Source organism: Pseudocitrobacter sp. CD920760 (assembly GCF_057782505.1).
Genome location: NZ_CM173490.1, coordinates 1934722 through 1951929 on the forward strand (window position 1 = coordinate 1934722; position 17208 = coordinate 1951929).

Sequence of the window (17208 nt, forward strand, 5' to 3'; positions counted from 1 at the left end):
AGCATTACTTGATGCGATGGTAAATATTATCAGCCTTGGCATACAATTTGGATACCGCCTCGGCTCGGCCTTGCTCTTGCATCGTCATTTTTGATGTATCTTCACCGTATGCCTTATTCATATACTGAGTCACGCGCTGGCGGAAAGCTCCAGCATCACCAGACTCGACAGTGGCGACGGCTAATAAAAACGCCAACGCTTCATCCTGTTGGTCTTCTTTGTTAAAGCTCATTATAAACTCCTGTTATACCGAGGTCATCAGCCGCACCGTCGGTAATTAGTGCGCCAGTGACCACCACTGGCGGGCTGAGCTTACACATTAACCAGGGATTTCTGTTATCAACAGCCTGATATTTAAACAGTAGCCGCCTTCGGGTGGCTTTTTTTATGGACGCAATATGGCAACTGCAACCGCGATTAAAGGCCGCAAAAGCGGTAGTTCAAAGACACGCACTCCAACTGAACAGCCAGATGATCTGCAATCTGTAGCGAAGGCCAAAATCCTCGTTGCGCTTGGGGAAGGGGAGTTTGCAGGGCAGCTAACCGGCAAAGATATCTACCTGGACGGAACGGCCCTGGAGAATGCCGATGGTTCCCAAAACTTCAGCGGGGTAACGTGGGAATTTCGCGCGGGAACTCAGGCACAAAAATATATTCAGGGTATTCCCGGTACCGAAAACGAAATCAGCGTGGGAACTGAGGTATCAAGCGCTACAGCCTGGACGCGCACGTTTACCAATACGCAGCTTTCAGCAGTTCGCCTGCGTCTGAAATGGCCCTCGCTTTTCAAACAGGAAGACGACGGCGATCTGGTGGGTTACTCGGTCAATTATGCGATTGACCTGCAGACGGACGGCGGCACATGGCAGACGGTACTCAATACCAGCGTGACAGGCAAAACGACGTCTGGTTATGAGCGCAGCCACCGTATCGATTTACCGCAGGCTGGCAGCACCTGGACAATACGCCTGCGTAAGATTACCTCTGACGCCAACAGCGCGAAGATCGGCGACACGATGACGCTGCAGAGCTTCACCGAGGTGATCGACGCCAAACTACGTTACCCGAACACCGCGCTGCTCTACATCGAATTCGACTCAAGCCAGTTCAACGGCTCTATTCCCCAAATTTCATGCGAACCGCGCGGCCGCGTTATCCGCGTTCCAGATACCTACGACCCTGAAACCCGCACTTATAGCGGTACATGGACCGGTGCGTTTAAATGGGCATGGACGGATAACCCTGCGTGGATTTTTTACGATCTGGTTGTTTCTGACCGGTTCGGCCTTGGGCACCGTTTGACCGCTGCGAATATTGATAAATGGACGCTTTATCAGGTTGCCCAGTATTGTGATCAGATGGTACCAGACGGCAAAGGCGGAAGTGGTACCGAACCACGTTATACCTGCAATGTGTACATTCAGGACCGGAACGATGCCTACACAGTCCTGCGTGATTTTGCTGCTATCTTCCGTGGCATGACCTACTGGGGCGGGGATCAGATTGTGGCCCTGGCTGACATGCCGCGCGATGTTGATTACAGCTACACGCGCGCTAACGTTGTTGGCGGTCGATTCACATATTCGAGCAGCACCACGAAAAGCCGCTACACCACAGCGCTGGTTTCATGGTCCGATCCCGGAAACGCCTACGCAGACGCGATGGAGCCGGTATTCGAGCAGGCGCTGGTTGCGCGGTACGGCTTCAATCAACTGGAAATGACAGCCATCGGCTGCACCAGGCAGTCAGAAGCGAACCGAAAGGGGCGCTGGGGTATTCTCACCAACAACAAGGATCGCGTTGTTTCGTTTGATGTCGGGCTGGACGGAAACATTCCGCAGCCGGGCTACATCATCGCCGTGGCAGACGAGCTGCTTTCCGGAAAGGTTATGGGCGGACGTATCAGCGCTGTTAACGGTCGCGTTATCAAGCTTGACCGCGTGGCAGATGCAGCAGCTGGTGATCGCCTTATTCTCAACCTGCCTTCCGGAGCGTCGCAGAGCAGGACCATTCAGGCCGTGAACGGGGAATCAGCCACAGTCACCACGGCATACAGTGAGACGCCACAGGCCGAAGCTGTTTGGGTGGTTGAATCTGACGAGCTTTACGCGCAGCAGTATCGTGTTGTCAGCGTTTCCGATAACGATGATGGCACTTTCTCGATTACCGGCGCATGGCACGACCCGGATAAATATGCCCGTATCGATACAGGCGCCATCATTGACCAGCGGCCGGTGAGCGTGATCCCGCCGGGCAATCAGTCGCAGCCTGCCAACATCGTTATCAGTTCGTTTTCAGTTGTTCAGCAGAACATCAGCATCGAAACGATGCGCGTCAGCTGGGACCAGGCGCAGAACGCTATCGCCTATGAAGCGCAATGGCGCCGCAACGACGGGAACTGGGTTAACGTGCCGCGTAGCTCCACCACGTCATTCGACGTCCCGGGGATTTATGCCGGACGCTACCTGGTGCGCGTACGCGCTATCAATGCCGCAGAAATATCGTCCGGATGGGGCTATTCGGAAGAGAAAACGCTGACGGGTAAAGTGGGCAATCCACCGAAGCCAGTTGGCTTCACCGCTTCTGAAAACGTGGTATTCGGTATTGAGTTGAACTGGGGATTCCCGGAGAACACCGACGACACGCTGAAGACGGAAATTCAGTACAGCCTGACCGGAACAGAAGACGATGCGATGCTTCTGGCCGACGTACCTTACCCGCAGCGCAAGTATCAGCAGATGGGCCTGAAGGCGGGGCAAATATTCTGGTACCGCGCTCAGCTGGTGGACAGAACAGGCAATGAGTCTGGCTTTACGGATTTTGTCCGCGGGCAGTCGAGCATCGATGTTTCGGATATCACGGATTCCATCCTGGAGGATATGAAAGACTCCGAGGTGTTTAAGGACCTGGTTGAGAATGCCGTCGACACCAGTGAGAAAGTTGCTGGCATGGCTGATGATATTAAACAGGCAGTCGATGACCTTGAGCAACAGGCCAAAGAGATTCAGGAGAACGCTGACGGGCTGGCGCAAGCCGCAGTTAAAATCGATGAAATCGCGCTAAGTATGGACGGCGTGGCCGGGCAGATGAAGAACTCCGCCATCGCGATTATACAGGGAAACCTGGCGCAGGTCGCCACGCGGAAAACGCTCTCAGCCACGGTTGCCGGAAACAGCGCGCAACTGGACCGCATCGATCAGGTTATCGTCGATGAGAAGCAGGCCACAGCTGAATCGCTGCTGAGCCTGGAGACGGATGTCGCTGGTAACAAAGCTTCCATTAACAGCCTGAGCCAGACGGTGTCGAATTACCAGCAGGCGACGGCGACACAAATCAACGACATCACCGCAACGGTGGAAGGGCATACCTCATCCATTACGACAAACGCTAATGCGATTGCTGATGTGAACGGCAAAATGTCTGCGATGTATTCAATCAAAGTTGGTCTGGCCAGTAACGGACAATACTACGCGGCGGGTATGGGGATAGGCGTTGAGAATACGCCCAGCGGCATGCAGTCGCAGGTGATATTCCTGGCGGACCGCTTTGCCGTGACAACGGCTGTCGGCGGCGTGACGACGCTACCGTTCGTTATTCAGAATGGACAGACGATTATCCGGGATACGGTAATCGGTGATGGAACTATCAGCAACGCCAAAATCGGTAACTACATTCAGTCCAATAACTATGTCGCGAACAGCACCGGCTGGCACATCAATAAAGCCGGAACATTTTATATAAATGGCAGCGCGGGAACCGGTCGGATGGTTATCAGTAATACATTGATTCAGATTTACGATAACAACAACGTTCTGCGCGTTCGTATGGGCTTATGGTAAGGAGTTGATTATGCCTCAAGGGGTACAATGCTGGGATGCATCAGGCAATCTTGTCGCTGACATTGGTGATTATAATTGTCGTTATGTGGGCTCTCTGGTTATTTCAGTCCCTGCAAGTGCGACGGTCGTTACCACAAGTTATGCAGGTGCAACAGCAGCTGGTTACTTTGCGGTGCCAGTATCGGTATCAGCGGGCCGTGAAATTGGTTATTACTACTGTCGGGCATACGATGGAGGAATAAGAACATTTATTCTTTTAAAATATGCTTATGCTCATACAGTGACTGTTAATGTGTACGCATTCATATGAGTGGATTCCAGTCCTTCAATACAGTAGGCGCGAAGGTGGTCGACTCTGACTTTTACGGTACTTATTATCGTGATTCAAAAGTTTACTCGACCATTTCCGATACTGGCTATTTCGAAATTTCAACGCCACTTGGAAACGGTACGGATATGGGGTTTGCAATAAATCCCTTTCCTTACAATAACGATTTGCAGTGGTTCAAGTTCAATAACAATGCGAAGGTTATCTTCGGTTACCCCTACATGACGGCTAATGCGGGAACAATGGCTCGTACTGGCTATGATGTCACAACCACAAGTGGCTATGTCGATGTGTTCAACGCGCAGGGAAAACTTGTATGGTCAGCCGTGACAGCAGCAAAAATACCACGCGTGACAGGCTTTTTTGAAATACCTGCAAATTATGATTTAGACAATAAAGCCTATTCACAGAGCATTGGCACAAACACCTGGTTACTGGCCAGCGATTGTCCGGGGAATCTCAATACTGACGGTACTGTTTCCGGATATTCAGGTTTGTTTTTTAAATTCTCGGGAGGCACGCTGCAGGTTGTCTGGATAAATCGAAATCAGGTGTCGTGGGCAAATACCTTAAAGCCATACGGACTGAAAATCCCATTCGCTATTCTACCGAATCTTTAACGATATAGTCGGTTCATACATTTATTAAACTTCAAACCCGCTCCGGCGGGTTTTTTTATGCCTGGAGTAAATATGATTTATAACACCGGAACCATCAGCATCAACGGGAATACCGCAACCGGCACCGGGACGAACTGGACAGCACCCGCCAGCCAGGTTCGCGTGAGCCAGACCATTATTGTGCTCTCTAACCCGGTTCAGATGTTCCAGATTACAGCTATCAACAGCGGCACATCGTTAACCGTTACCCCAGCTGCGTCACCGGCACTGAGCGGACAGAAGTACGGCATCCTCGTTACCGACAGTCTCTCAGTCGATGGCCTGGCGCAGAGTATGTCGCAGTTCATTAACGAGTACGACGAGAATATCGGAGCATGGGAGACGTTCGCCAGCACCTCAGCGAACCAACTGGTCACTGTGACAATCAACGGCACCAGCCTCAGCATTCCAGCCATCGGCGGCCTCGCCCGGAAAGGGGCAAACAGCGATATCACAGAGCTGAAAGGGTTAACTACAGCACTGAGTATTGCCCAGGGGGGAACCGGCGCAAAGACAGCCGCAGATGCTCGCACAAACCTCAGTTTAGGAAGTAGCTCTACTGCTGACACCCAAACCAGTTCGACAGATACATCATCGGGGCGGGTATTGAAAGTCGGCGCATTTGGATTGGGTGCTAATACCATAACTCCACCTGCTGATACCTATACTGGATTTTTCAGTCAGGGAATTGGCGGGAATACTAACCCTGATTCTGTTTACGGCTATGCACATCTTGTAATGTCAGTATCCGGAACATACCGAACGAGAATGGCTCAAACTTATTTTGGAACACCAAGATTATGGTTACAGAATATCGACGGCTCCACATATTCTACGTGGGCACAGGTATACACAACCGCAAATACCACGAAAGCCTCCGATGGAACGCTGAAAGCGGCGTCTCCGATAGTACAAATATTTGCTGATGGCTCATATGAATTAAATGATGAATCTGAAGGGTGTGCTGTAACCAGAATAGGATTAGGTGAATACCTTATTGAGGGCTGCACTGGCCTTAATGTTGATGCCTCCTGGGGCGGCATAGATGGCGGTTTTGATATCCCTACTGACCGCAACAAGCAGCCGCTGATTTGGCTTGATTATGAAGTTAATGCGGACGGTTCCATTTTGGTTAGAACTTATCATCGCACATATCCAACCGCCCCAGTATTCGCCAGAAATGAACGAGACGGAATCGAAGAGGGGGAGCCGGTAGATATCCCTGCCGATCAGTTCGTTTCCGTGCGCGTAGAAATGCCGGCTGACTCTGTTTACAGCCGGAGCTTGCATGAGCGCGGGAATGAGAGCTAATCATGATTTTGTCCATTTTTTTTTGATAAGCTTGGTGCAAATCAGCCAGAAAAAAAAGTACACAACATGAGCCAGTTAACGTTACATGAATTCGCATCGATAAATTGTAAACTGAAAGATATCAGCGACACATGGTCAGATTTATGGGTTCTTCTGCATATCTTACCGGTCGGCATTGGTAGGGTGGTCAGTCTGCGTTACGGTAACCTTATAGGTGACTCCCTTGTCGTGGAGGCGAACGGAAGATTTGAAGAGAAAATCCTATCTGTACCAGCCGTTGTTCGCCACATTGTACAGAGGCGCAGGGACAAATATCCCCACGATGTTTACGTTTTTCAGAGTCACTCCAACCGGGTCAAATTTCAGCAAAGGCCAGTAACAGTTATTGCATTCAACCAGGCATTGAAGATTGCCTCCAAAGGAGTGACGGATAAGGTGGTGAGCAGCAAAAGTGCTCGATGGTAGTTCGCCATCAAGAGGTGTTTTCGGGGTGATCACGTACATCATCAATGATGCACGTTCTGGTGAGTTCGATGACAACCCAGTGGTCTAATCTGACGGACTAAATTAACGTATAGGCTTCCCGTATAAGGTCCGTAACTGCAGGAAAAAACAGCTAAAAAAGACACAAAACAATGAAATTCCTTGGGGCATGGGTGGGACATTTGAGGGCGGTTTTTGGCTGTTTTGGGGCATTTAGGGTCATATGAACTTAACCGAATTTCATACGGGTTATACTTACAACATATTGAATTAGCTAAAGAAAACACATGCTCTTGGGCGTTCTTCAGTGTTCTTCAAAAATTGAGGCGTATATAGATAATTATTCTGGCTATTCGATGGGAAGGGCTGCATTTTCCCGACTTCGCCGTCCAATTGCAATGAACATGGCAATATTGCGGCCCCGCGTTCGGTAAAACGTCTGGAAAATGTCATACTTAACGGAACTTCAGGGATTGCGACGGGAGGCAAAATGGCATCAGTGTGCACCATTGCGTGGGTCTATGGCCTGGTTCAGGGCGTAGGGTTTCGCTACAGCACTCAGCGAGAAGCGCTACGGTTAGGGCTTAAGGGCTATGCCCGTAATATGGACGACGGCAGCGTGGAAGTGGTTGCCTGCGGCGAACAGGTGCAGGTGGAAACGTTGCTGGCGTGGCTAAAAGCCGGAGGCCCACGCAGCGCCAGAGTTGACCGGGTTCTGGCCGAACCGCATCAACCCCAGAAAGCGTGGGATGGCTTCAGCATTCGCTATTAAATGCATTTTACCGGTTTAGGCAGGCCGGCAATTTTCGTCGCCTGCTTAGCCGGGCCTTTCGGGAATAAACGATAAAGGTAGCGGCTGTTGCCTTTCTCTTCGCCAAACTTATTGGCCATCGCCTTCACCAGCATGCGGATAGCGGGGGAGGTGTTAAACTCCAGATAAAACTCGCGGACAAAACGCACCACTTCCCAGTGCTCCGGGCTCAGTTCAATGCCTTCATTCGCGGCAATGGCAACCGCCATGCCTTCGCTCCACAGGGTGGAGTCTTTCAGATAACCGTCGTTATCGGTCTCAATTTCTTTGTCTTCGTAGATCAACATAATTTTTCACACGTCATACAAACGGTGGGCAGTGTAGCAAAAAAAAAGACCCCGCATAAGCGAGGCCTTGTGGCGTTTAGTCTGCGTTAATCGCGGCTGGCGAAGCCCAGAATGCTCAGCAGACTGATAAAGATGTTGTACAGCGACACATACAGGCTCACGGTTGCGCGGATGTAGTTGGTTTCTCCGCCGTGAATGATGTTGCTGGTTTCATACAGAATCGCGCCTGAAGAGATCAGAATGAACACTGCGCTGATCGCCAGATGCAGAGCCGGCAGTTGCAGGAAGATGTTCGCCACCATACCGATCAGCACTACCACAATGCCTGCCATCAGCATACCGCCGAGGAAGGACATGTCTTTGCGGGTGGTCAGCACGTAGGCCGAGCAGCAGAAGAACACCAGTGCGGTACCGCCCAGCGCCATACCAATCACGTCGCCCATACCGGCAGAAAGGTAGGCGTTGAGGATTGGCCCCAGGATATAACCGAGGAAGCCGGTGAAGGCGAACGCGGAGATAATCCCGGTCGGTTTGTTCGCGGTTTTATAGGTCAGGAACATCAGGCCGTACATGCCGACCAGCGTCAGAATCAATCCCGGAGACGGCAGCATCAGCACGGTGCTTGCGGTTGCGGTGATCGCCGAAAACGCCAGCGTCAGGCTCAGCAGGAAATAGGTATTACGCAGAACTTTATGCGTGCTCAGCAGGGACGAGCGGTCACGCGATGAGGTAATTATGCGATCCATGATTCACTCTCTTTATGATGGATATTAATAGTGAAACAGCATAAGAAATGTCCTGCATATCCCCTAATCCTTTTACCCATCTTTACTCAGCGCAAAGAGCGAGATCAACCTCTTATAGGTGACTGAAAACCATTGCCTTATTTTGATACCAGCGCTAAGAGTGAAGAGGGTGTCTCGACAATTAAAATAAAGGCAAGGGAAATGAAACCACATCATCACAACCGTATTACCGCCATCATGCTGGTAACAGGGCTGGCGTTCTTCACTACCGCTGTCAGTGCGGCGAACGTACCGGAAGGCACGGTACTTGCGGATAAACAGGAACTGGTCAGAAACAACGGCAGCGAGCCCGCCTCGCTGGACCCGCATAAAGTGGAAAGCGACGTTGAATTTAATATCATCAGCGATATGTTCGACGGGCTGGTGGCGGTGAAGCCTGATGGCACGATTGAACCCCGGCTGGCGGCATCGTGGGAAAACAAAGGTAACTGGATATTCCATCTGCGCGAGGGCATTACGTGGTCCGACGGTACACCGATTACCGCGCAGGATGTCGTCTGGAGCTGGCAGCGGCTGGTTGACCCGAAAACGGCGTCACCTTACGCCAGCTATCTGGGAAATATGAATATCGTCAATGCTGCTGATATCGCCGAAGGGAAAAAAGCGCCAGATACGTTGGGCGTTAAGGCGCTTGATGATAAAACGCTGGAAATTACGCTCACTCAGCCTACCGCAGCTTTTTTACCGATGCTGGCGCACCCGTCGCTGGTGGCGCTGGATAAGGTGCTGGTTACCCGATTTGCCGAGAAATGGACTAAGCCTGAACACTTTGTCAGCAGCGGGCCCTATACGTTGTCTCAATGGGTGGTGAATGAGCGCATTGTCGGCAAACGCAATCCACGCTACTGGGATGACGCCCACACGGTGATCAATCAGGTCACTTATCTGCCCATCTCATCGGAAGCCGCGGATGTGAACCGCTATCGGGCGGGAGAAATCGACATTACCTCAACGGTGCCGATTAACCAGTTTGCGCTGCTGAAGAAAACGATGCCGGAGCAGCTCGATGTCTCTCCCCATCTGGCGACCTATTACTACGAACTCAACACCACCCGCCCACCTTTCAACGACGCCCGCGTGCGCCGCGCGCTGAATATGGCGCTGGATAAAGACATCATTGCCGGGAAAGTATTGGGGCAGGGGCAACGCCCGGCCTGGCTGGTGAGTCAGCCGGAGATAGGCGGTATCACGCTAAAAAATCCTGACTACGCCAGCTGGCCGCGCGAGAAGCGGATTGCCGAAGCTAAAAAGTTGCTCGCGGAAGCCGGTTTTGGCGACGACCACCCGCTGAGCTTTAATCTGCTCTATAACACCTCTGAGTCGCATCAACGTATTGCTATTGCCGCCGCATCGATGTGGAAGAAAAATCTTGGTGTTGAGGCCAAACTGCAAAACCAGGAGTGGAAAACCATGCTCGACGCGAAACGCACGGGAAATTTTGACGCCGTGCGCTACGCCTGGATTGCCGATTATGACGATGCCACCACCTTCCTCAACAACTTCCGCACCGGCGACAGCAGTAATACCAGCCGCTATAGCAACCCGGCCTACGATGCGGCGTTGCTGAATGCGGCTAAAGCCCCTGATATCGCCGCGCGCGGACGTTATTATCAGCAGGCAGAAGATCTGTTAGCGCAGGATGTGCCCTCTATTCCGGTATACCACTATGTACGTTCGCACCTGGTGAAACCGTGGGTGGGTGGTTTTACGCCCGACAGACTGGGTTATTACTTCACAAAAGATATGTACATCAAGAAGCATTAATCAAAATGAGCGCGCTGTAAGTGCCGAAAAACTCGCCATTTTGTTGTAATTTCAGACGAATAACACGTTTTTGACTGTTTTTCAGGCAAACGATCAAAATGGGGCTTTACAGGTCGGGGCGGGATGTTTATAGTGCGCCTCATTGGAAGCGTGGCCGAGCGGTTGAAGGCACCGGTCTTGAAAACCGGCGACCCGAAAGGGTTCTAGAGTTCGAATCTCTACGCTTCCGCCAAATATGAAACCCCAGACAAGAAATTGTCTGGGGTTTTTGCTTTTCTGTCGGTTTCCAGTATGCCATTTCCGTCAGGCTCGCGTTGGTGAGTTCAAGAATACATCGGACAGATTCGTGACTAGCATCTGTTTTATCTTGCAGCCTAAGTTCCAGGATAATGTCGGGCGATGATGTCATTCAGCTTTTCGACCCGCTCAGGTCGCTTGAATACGGTGTGTGCGACTCCCTTCTGAAAGTACGTGATCACAAACATCTCATCCTCATAGTGATTACTGCGCCTGTTTTCATGAAAATATTTCACCAGCCCTGCACGATGATCTTAAATGCTTTATCTCAGGACGAAAAATGTGGCCTTAGCAAAGAGCAGTACCGAATTTAATCATACCGGTGCTATTAAGGGATAAGAAAAGGTAAAAGCAGAATTAGCCTGGGTCACAGGTAACAGGGATGTGATAAATTGTATCAATTAATATGCACTTGTTAAGGAGAGGCAAATGCGAAAGATACTATTACTGGCCGCTGTGCTGTTGGCGTCACAGCCACTGATGACTCAGGCGGAAGAGATAACGTTATTACCTTCAATTAAACTACAAATTGGCGATCGCGATTCATATGGTCATTACTGGGATGGTAACCACTGGCAAAACCGGGATTACTGGGATCGCCATTATGAATGGCACGATAAGCACTGGCGTAAAAAAGCGAAGAAACAGCGCAAAGCTTATGAGAAAGGCTATAAAGACGGCCAAAAGGCCTATAAGCATGACCAGAAGAAACATCATCACCATAACTGAGTAGGGAAAAAGGCCTGTTTCAGGCCTTATCTTTTGATAAATAAAGCTATCCAGAATTGTTGCAGTATATCTCCCTGATCTTATGGATAAATACAAACAATTATATTCATTGAGTTGATTTTACTTAAGTGCAATTCCCCTCTTTATCACGTGTCTTTTATTAAGATGATATTGATTATCAGGGAATTGATGGATGGTGTTTTCTCCACGGCAAGCGGCTGTCGCACTTGTTCTATGCGGTATTTCCTTTTCAGGCATGGCGGCCCTTAACTGCCTCGATCACCCGTCTTCCCTGTTCCACGCTGACAATGACTGGTGTGTCGGTGCCGGGCTCCGCGCTGATGCCTGTGGCGCGAAGAGGGATGCGCACCGGGATGAATTGCTGGCAGGTTTACGCTGGAAAAGAGGGCAATTGCCCCCTTCATGTCTATTTCAATCAGTCACCTGCGACTTTCTGCCCGTCCCCGAGGTCTTTGATTACGCGCTTGTGCGTTGTGCCAGTGCGTTGAAGACCATGGCGATAGCATGCGCACCTGGATCCATATTCCCCGCCAGGCTGTCGCTGTTGAGATACGAGGCCCGGCCTGCATTGGCTTTGGTTGCGTGGCTGGTGGCATCGGCCCCGGCTTGAGCCGCCCGATAAGCCGCATCCAGATCCCCCGGATGTTGCGCCAGTGCCTCCAGCGCCGGTTGCAGCGCGTCAATCAGCGTGCGATCCCCCAGATCTGCGCCGCCATAAAACTTCATCTGACCGAGCCCGGCCTGTAACGCGGCAACGACTGATTTACCTTCATGAATAGCCTGACCCGCCGCCGTAAAGAAGATGGACATCAGCACACCGCTGGAGCCGCCCATCACCACCGTTAAGCGTTCGCCGATCAGTGCACACAGGGTGTCGAGTTGAGCCAGCGGCAGTTGATGATGGTGCAACAAGCGGGCGATTTCACGCGCGCCGGCAGCAAAAGTGGAGCCGGTATCACCATCGCCCACTTTGGCGTCCAGGGCATTGAGTTCGCTTTCCAGCCCTGAGAGCGTTGCGGTAACCGTTTCAACGTAGTGCCCAACCCGCCCATTTTCGGAAGGCGTAAAGTCGACCCGGGCGCTGCGGATATCGCAGGGCATGTTTTGCTGTGGGCGAAGGCGTACTGGCGGCAGCCAGCCTGCGGTTTTCACCTCTGCCAGCAGTGCTTTTTCAATGCCATCTTCCATGACCATCGCGGTAATCGAAAAACCTTTCATATCGAGGGCGCTGACGAGTGGCGCCGGCCCGATGAGCCAATCAGTACGTGTAGCCAGAGGGCTGGCGGTCAGTTCGCGAGTGAGAATCGCCATTTCGGTAACCGACACGCCGCCCAGGTTATTCAGCATGAGCATCAGGCGGCCCGTATCCGGTAATGCGGCGGTGATTTTTTCAACCATCAGACGCACAATGTCGGCACTGTTCTGTGTATCGACCACAACGGCCCCAGGCTCGCCGTGGATCCCCATCCCCAGTTCCGCCTGGCCCGGATGGTGGCGCACGTTATCCTGCGGATCGGCAGGCAGATGGCAGCTTGAGAGTGCAACGCCGATACTGAATACCCGGTTCATCGCCATACGAGCTTCGCGGGCGACCGTGTCCAGGTTACTGCCGGTTTCGGCAAAATACCCGGCAACTTTGTGGATCAGGACAGTGCCAGCAATCCCGCGCGGGTGTTTGTTATCCGGCAGAGAGATGTCATCGCCCACAATTACCATTTCCACTTTGTAGCCCATGCGGCGGGCTTTCTCAGCGGCGAGGCCAAAGTTCAGCCGGTCTCCGGTGTAGTTTTTCACGATAAGCAGGCAGCCCGCATCGCCCGTGACTGCCTGAATAGCGGTAAGCACTGCATCAACGCTGGGAGAGGCGAAGAGATCGCCGCACACCGCCGCCGTGAGCATGCCTTTCCCGACGAAACCGACATGGGCCGGTTCATGCCCTGCGCCACCACCGGAAATGACGGCGACACTGGATTTATCCAGATCGCGGCGCACCACAATGCGGACAGCAGGGTCGCAGTCCAGTCGGGCAAGGTTGTTCCAGGGGCTGGAGATTACCGTCCCTTCAATAGCGTCATTAACGAGGTTTTCGCGTTGATTGTAGAAAAATTGCGACATAACAGTTTCCTGAGCTTAGGGTGTGACACGTCTGCACAGTGAACTGCGCAGCGCGTGTCAGAGAGTGAACGGGTCGTTACTGTCTGGTATTCAGACGGTTTAACGTGAGTGGGTCGCCGTTGTGCAGGCTATCAAAGGCGGTACCCTGCTGGCACAGCCAGGGAATACCGCCCTGACGGGCAATAATCGCGCCGTGGGCTAATGGGCTGCCGTGCCGCAGGCAGATAGCGGCGGTGTGGCTGGCGTCGAGTTGCAACACAACGGACGGGTAGATGTCATCGGCAATCAGAATGGTGCGATGCAGCAGAACAGGGGCGTTGTCGGTCACATCCGTCAGATGCCCCAGCGTGCGATGCATAATGTCTTCGACGTCGATATAGCGCGCCTGAAGATAGGCATCATCAAGCTCACGATACTGCTGGCTGAGGGCCATCATGGTCTCTTGCCAGGCACGCTCGGCGCTGCATTTCCGCTGACGCAGCGTCTCGCTGGCGCTGTTCAGCAGGTCGGGATCGTCAAGCAGGGTATGCTGGCCCGAGAAGATGGCGGCAATGTCGTCCGAATATTTTTCAGCTGCCAGGCGGGTTAAGTCGGTGAGATCGTCCAGGGTATGACTTACCGCTATTTTCAGACGACGAAACTCCTCTTCCTGCGTACCGCCTGCAAGATCATCGAAGTGATGATTAATGGGGTGGTAATGCAGCACCTGTCCACTCACCGTTGTCAGCGCGGGTTGTGCGTTATCAACCTCAGCGTCTGCCTGGCAATGTTCGCCAAAATTGTCGGCGGCCAGCGCCTGAAATGCGATCAAGGCGTCTGCGGCCTGCGGCCCTTTGGCTACCAGCCGAACCCGATCGTGGCAGCGAACTTTTAACAGTGCAATTTGATTGATGCTGTCAGGTTTGACGCATTTGCCCTCTTTTTCCAGCAGTAGCACCGCATCAAACCCGGAAAGCCCCTCAACCAGCCGGGCGGCAGGGCGAACGTGCAGGCCGTTAGGGTTGTTAATCTCCACCGTAACGGACTCGGCCTGCGCATCGCAAGCATCGATTTCTGCGGACGAAAGGCTATTACGGGACTCTTCCAGCGCGGGGAAACCGAGCTGAACACGCTTTGCCTGCAACGCACTTTGCGCGTCTTCGATAACCTTGTTGATGCTCGCACCGCTGGCGGCGCTGACCGTGGCGGCCAGCGCGCCCTCGACCAGCGGGGCCGGGCATAAATGCACGCGTGCGGCCACCTCCGGTTCCAGCAGGTCGAGCGCGGTTTCGGCACTCAACAGTGCGCTACCCATATCCATTAACACCAGAATCGCGTCCGTATCCGCCACGGAGAGGATTGCGTCCATCACCTTAATCGGATCGGTGCCGATAGGATTGGTTGGGTCGTCAATGCCTGCGGCGATAGCCAGCTTACAGCTATCACCCCTTAACATCTGGCGAGCCAGTTCCCCGACGCCCTGGCCCAGTTGGGCACTGTGCGAGACAATTACCAGGTTTACCATCGCCTTATCCTCTGTATTACGCGTTAGCCGCAGCAGCCAGCATTTGCACCATAAACAGCGCTGATGTGGCGCCCGGATCCTGATGACCAATACTGCGTTCCCCCAGGTAGCTGGCACGTCCTTTACGCGCCTGCATGGTAATGGTGGATTGCGCGGCCTGTTCTGCCACCTCGCAGGCCGCTTCCAGCGCGGCGGTCATTGATAGATGGTTTTCGCTGGCGTGACGCAGTGAATCCGCCACCGGGAGCCAGACGTCACACATGGTTTTATCACCTCGTTCGGCTTTCCCCCGGCTCACCACACCGTCAGTACCTTCGCGGATCATCAAATAGAGCTCCTCAACGCTGAGGTTCTGACGAGCCTGGGTGACCTGGGCTGCGCGGATAAAAAAGGTTCCGAACAGCGGGCCACTGGCTCCCCCCACGTTGGAAAGCAGCACCATGCCTGTATTCTTCAGAATAAAGCCAATGTCTTTGTCGGCAATGGACGGTAATTTTTCTACCACCTTGCTGAACCCGCGGTGCATATTCAGGCCGTGATCGGCGTCGCCGATTTCGCGGTCGAGGCCGGTAAGAAAATCGCTCTGGGTGGTGAAAATTTCGCCACAGCGATACAGCCAGTCTACAATGTTATTTCTGTTCAGTGACATCGCAGATCTCCTTAATGACCCCAGTTGAAGGCAGGGGTGTGAACGGGGGCATCCCAAAGAGCGAGCGTTTCGGCATCGGCTTTCAGCAACGTAATAGAAAAACCGGACATATCCAGCGAGGTACACCAGGAACCGACCAGACTGCGGGCAAGAGTGATTCCGGCGTCATCGCACAGTGTTTCCAGGCGGTTATAGACGCCGTAGAGTTCGGAAAGCGGGGTTGCACCAAGGTTGTTGACCAGCGCAATCACCTGATCTCCCTGTTGCAGCGCCTGTTTGGTATGGGTAACTTCCTGCCAGCTGCCTTTTACCGGGTCCCACTGGCGTAACGTACGGCTGTAATTGCCGTTCTCCAGCAGGGTGGTAAACATGGCGTCAACGGTGTCGTTCAGCGAGGTGAAGGGGCGGCGGTCGATGCCTGGTTCGCCGTGTATGCCCACGCCAAACTCCATTTCGTTATCATTGAGTTCAAACGATGGTTTTCCGGCGGCGGGGACGGTACATGCGCCAAGTGCAATGCCGATAGAGTGACCCTGATTGTTCAGCCTGCGGCCCAGGCTGGCACAGGCTTCAAGGCTGTCACCACGTTCTGCGGCTGCGCCCACCAGTTTTTCGATAAGCACCGTGTTCGCCACGCCGCGCCGGCCGGCAGTATAGAGGCTGTCTTTGACGGCGACATCATCATCGACCACCACCGTGGTGACTTTTACGCCGCTCTCGTGGAGTAGCTCGGTGGCGGTTTCAAAGTTCAGCACATCGCCGGTGTAGTTTTTGATGATCAGCAGCACGCCTTCGCCACCGTCGATATGCATCGCGCATTCAAACATTTTATCCGGGGTCGGAGAGGTGAAAATTTCTCCCGGGCAGGCACCACTCAGCATCCCCATACCAATAAACCCGCAGTGCATTGGCTCATGGCCGCTTCCGCCGCCGGAAAGCAGGGCCACTTTACCCGCGACGGGCGCATCTGCCCGGGTAACATAGACCGGGTCCTGGTGTAGTTTCAGTTCAGGGTGCGCTTTCGCCATCCCGGCAAGTTGTTCAGTCAGTACATCTTCCACACGGTTAATCAGTTTTTTCATTATGCATACTCCGCTGGAGGTTATTGGGCCACCTGGTCAGTGAGCCCGTTGTAGGGTTTCGGCTGCGGTATTGGCGTTTCCAGTATCCTGGCCGATGAATTGATTCTCCCCTGGCGGGTAAAAAAGAAAATCCCTGTTGATTTTGGTTTCAAGTCGGAACGGAAATAGGTGAAAACGTTCCATATTGGAACGGTATTAATGGGTTGTCGCTAAAAGTGAGAAGCCGGACAATATTTCAAGGCGTGTTTCGGTATTCGTCGGAGACGATGAGCGCCGCAGAGACTATTTTTTTTTGCCCATTAGGGTCAAAATGGCGGTGATACAGAATTTTTTGTCGTTGAATTGTGTGATAGCGATCCAGACCTTGATCTCAATCCTGATGTTTTGTCGTGGTTAATGTTCCATTCTGAAACGTTATTTTCTGAATAGCGTTCCGATGTGGAACCAAACAGTGAAGCATTTTTTTGTTCTGCGCCCGCTCTACAGTGAGTGCTACCGCGTCGGTCGTGCTCAATCTCCCGTT

Annotated in this window: 14 protein-coding genes, 1 tRNA gene and 2 pseudogenes; 9 read left to right on the forward strand and 8 right to left on the reverse strand. The window is 52.6% G+C overall.

The annotated features are described in order from the left end of the window. Nucleotides 1-4: 4 nt before the first annotated feature. On the reverse strand, nt 5-232 hold the full coding sequence (locus tag AC1MKH_RS08875; RefSeq protein WP_327621774.1) for a hypothetical protein: 228 nt from the start codon (nt 230-232) through the stop codon (nt 5-7). Nucleotides 233-398: 166 nt separating this feature from the next. Between AC1MKH_RS08875 and AC1MKH_RS08880 the strand changes: the two genes are divergently transcribed. The 6 genes and pseudogenes from AC1MKH_RS08880 (at nt 399) to yccX (ending at nt 7392) form a co-directional block, all read left to right on the forward strand. Further along, nucleotides 399-3839, forward strand: coding sequence for a TipJ family phage tail tip protein (locus AC1MKH_RS08880; protein WP_327621773.1), 3441 nt, complete (start codon nt 399-401; stop codon nt 3837-3839). Between the two features lie 10 nt (nt 3840-3849). Further along, on the forward strand, nt 3850-4149 hold the full coding sequence (locus AC1MKH_RS08885; protein ID WP_147251875.1) for a hypothetical protein: 300 nt from the start codon (nt 3850-3852) through the stop codon (nt 4147-4149). Continuing rightward, the gene (locus tag AC1MKH_RS08890; protein ID WP_327621772.1) at nt 4146-4787 is read left to right on the forward strand and encodes a hypothetical protein; all 642 of its coding nucleotides are present in this window, start codon (nt 4146-4148) and stop codon (nt 4785-4787) included. The genes AC1MKH_RS08885 and AC1MKH_RS08890 overlap by 4 nt, the downstream gene beginning before the upstream one ends. Nucleotides 4788-4859: 72 nt before the next feature. Continuing rightward, nucleotides 4860-6137: a phage tail fiber protein gene (locus AC1MKH_RS08895; protein WP_488452000.1), complete on the forward strand. Its 1278-nt coding sequence runs from the start codon at nt 4860-4862 to the stop codon at nt 6135-6137. Nucleotides 6138-6609: 472 nt separating this feature from the next. Next, nucleotides 6610-6690 (forward strand): annotated as a pseudogene (locus tag AC1MKH_RS08900) (HumD family translesion DNA polymerase); the annotation flags it as partial. Nucleotides 6691-7110: 420 nt separating this feature from the next. After that, nucleotides 7111-7392 (forward strand): acylphosphatase, encoded by a 282-nt coding sequence (gene yccX, locus AC1MKH_RS08905; protein WP_276220347.1) that lies wholly within the window; start codon nt 7111-7113, stop codon nt 7390-7392. On the opposite strand, the gene tusE is transcribed toward yccX, so the two are convergent. Then, nucleotides 7389-7718: a sulfurtransferase TusE gene (gene tusE / locus AC1MKH_RS08910; protein ID WP_015965040.1), complete on the reverse strand. Its 330-nt coding sequence runs from the start codon at nt 7716-7718 to the stop codon at nt 7389-7391. The genes yccX and tusE overlap by 4 nt on opposite strands. An 86-nt stretch (nt 7719-7804) precedes the next feature. Beyond that, nucleotides 7805-8464 carry an FtsH protease modulator YccA gene (gene yccA / locus AC1MKH_RS08915; RefSeq protein WP_015965039.1) on the reverse strand — a complete coding sequence of 220 codons (660 nt, stop codon included), beginning with the start codon at nt 8462-8464 and terminating at the stop codon, nt 7805-7807. Between the two features lie 237 nt (nt 8465-8701). On the opposite strand from yccA, the gene AC1MKH_RS08920 reads away from it, so the two are divergent. After that, nucleotides 8702-10288 (forward strand): ABC transporter substrate-binding protein, encoded by a 1587-nt coding sequence (locus AC1MKH_RS08920; protein WP_442961904.1) that lies wholly within the window; start codon nt 8702-8704, stop codon nt 10286-10288. Nucleotides 10289-10432: 144 nt separating this feature from the next. After that, a tRNA-Ser gene (locus AC1MKH_RS08925) sits at nt 10433-10520 on the forward strand. Between the two features lie 142 nt (nt 10521-10662). Here the strand turns inward: AC1MKH_RS08925 and AC1MKH_RS08930 are convergent. Continuing rightward, nucleotides 10663-10809 (reverse strand): annotated as a pseudogene (locus AC1MKH_RS08930) (DUF4942 domain-containing protein); the annotation flags it as partial. A gap of 205 nt (nt 10810-11014) precedes the next feature. On the opposite strand from AC1MKH_RS08930, the gene AC1MKH_RS08935 reads away from it, so the two are divergent. Continuing rightward, nucleotides 11015-11314, forward strand: coding sequence for a DUF2502 domain-containing protein (locus AC1MKH_RS08935; protein ID WP_276220345.1), 300 nt, complete (start codon nt 11015-11017; stop codon nt 11312-11314). A gap of 477 nt (nt 11315-11791) precedes the next feature. On the opposite strand, the gene AC1MKH_RS08940 is transcribed toward AC1MKH_RS08935, so the two are convergent. From AC1MKH_RS08940 to dhaK, 4 genes are all read right to left on the reverse strand, one after another. After that, nucleotides 11792-13450: a glycerone kinase gene (locus AC1MKH_RS08940; protein ID WP_276220344.1), complete on the reverse strand. Its 1659-nt coding sequence runs from the start codon at nt 13448-13450 to the stop codon at nt 11792-11794. A 76-nt stretch (nt 13451-13526) separates the two neighbouring features. Beyond that, complete coding sequence (dhaM, locus tag AC1MKH_RS08945; RefSeq protein ID WP_276220343.1) at nt 13527-14954, reverse strand: dihydroxyacetone kinase phosphoryl donor subunit DhaM; 1428 nt, start codon at nt 14952-14954, stop codon at nt 13527-13529. A gap of 16 nt (nt 14955-14970) precedes the next feature. Continuing rightward, entirely contained in the window at nt 14971-15603 is a 633-nt protein-coding gene (gene dhaL / locus AC1MKH_RS08950; RefSeq protein WP_276220342.1) for a dihydroxyacetone kinase subunit DhaL, read from the reverse strand. A gap of 11 nt (nt 15604-15614) precedes the next feature. After that, a complete protein-coding gene (gene dhaK, locus AC1MKH_RS08955) occupies nt 15615-16685 on the reverse strand; it encodes a dihydroxyacetone kinase subunit DhaK (RefSeq protein WP_276220341.1) in 1071 nt (356 codons plus the stop codon). Nucleotides 16686-17208 lie beyond the last annotated feature (523 nt).

Excerpts from the sequence above, each read along its gene's own strand:
- AC1MKH_RS08895 (WP_488452000.1), top strand. The coding sequence starts at position 4,860 with ATGATTTATAACACCGGAACCATCAGCATCAACGGGAATACCGCAACC.
- AC1MKH_RS08885 (WP_147251875.1), top strand. The coding sequence starts at position 3,850 with ATGCCTCAAGGGGTACAATGCTGGGATGCATCAGGCAATCTTGTCGCT.
- yccA (WP_015965039.1), bottom strand. The coding sequence starts at position 8,464 with ATGGATCGCATAATTACCTCATCGCGTGACCGCTCGTCCCTGCTGAGC.
- AC1MKH_RS08940 (WP_276220344.1), bottom strand. The coding sequence starts at position 13,450 with ATGTCGCAATTTTTCTACAATCAACGCGAAAACCTCGTTAATGACGCT.
- AC1MKH_RS08875 (WP_327621774.1), bottom strand. The coding sequence starts at position 232 with ATGAGCTTTAACAAAGAAGACCAACAGGATGAAGCGTTGGCGTTTTTA.
- dhaK (WP_276220341.1), bottom strand. The coding sequence starts at position 16,685 with ATGAAAAAACTGATTAACCGTGTGGAAGATGTACTGACTGAACAACTT.
- tusE (WP_015965040.1), bottom strand. The coding sequence starts at position 7,718 with ATGTTGATCTACGAAGACAAAGAAATTGAGACCGATAACGACGGTTAT.
- AC1MKH_RS08935 (WP_276220345.1), top strand. The coding sequence starts at position 11,015 with ATGCGAAAGATACTATTACTGGCCGCTGTGCTGTTGGCGTCACAGCCA.
- AC1MKH_RS08920 (WP_442961904.1), top strand. The coding sequence starts at position 8,702 with ATGCTGGTAACAGGGCTGGCGTTCTTCACTACCGCTGTCAGTGCGGCG.
- dhaL (WP_276220342.1), bottom strand. The coding sequence starts at position 15,603 with ATGTCACTGAACAGAAATAACATTGTAGACTGGCTGTATCGCTGTGGC.
- dhaM (WP_276220343.1), bottom strand. The coding sequence starts at position 14,954 with ATGGTAAACCTGGTAATTGTCTCGCACAGTGCCCAACTGGGCCAGGGC.
- AC1MKH_RS08890 (WP_327621772.1), top strand. The coding sequence starts at position 4,146 with ATGAGTGGATTCCAGTCCTTCAATACAGTAGGCGCGAAGGTGGTCGAC.
- yccX (WP_276220347.1), top strand. The coding sequence starts at position 7,111 with ATGGCATCAGTGTGCACCATTGCGTGGGTCTATGGCCTGGTTCAGGGC.
- AC1MKH_RS08880 (WP_327621773.1), top strand. The coding sequence starts at position 399 with ATGGCAACTGCAACCGCGATTAAAGGCCGCAAAAGCGGTAGTTCAAAG.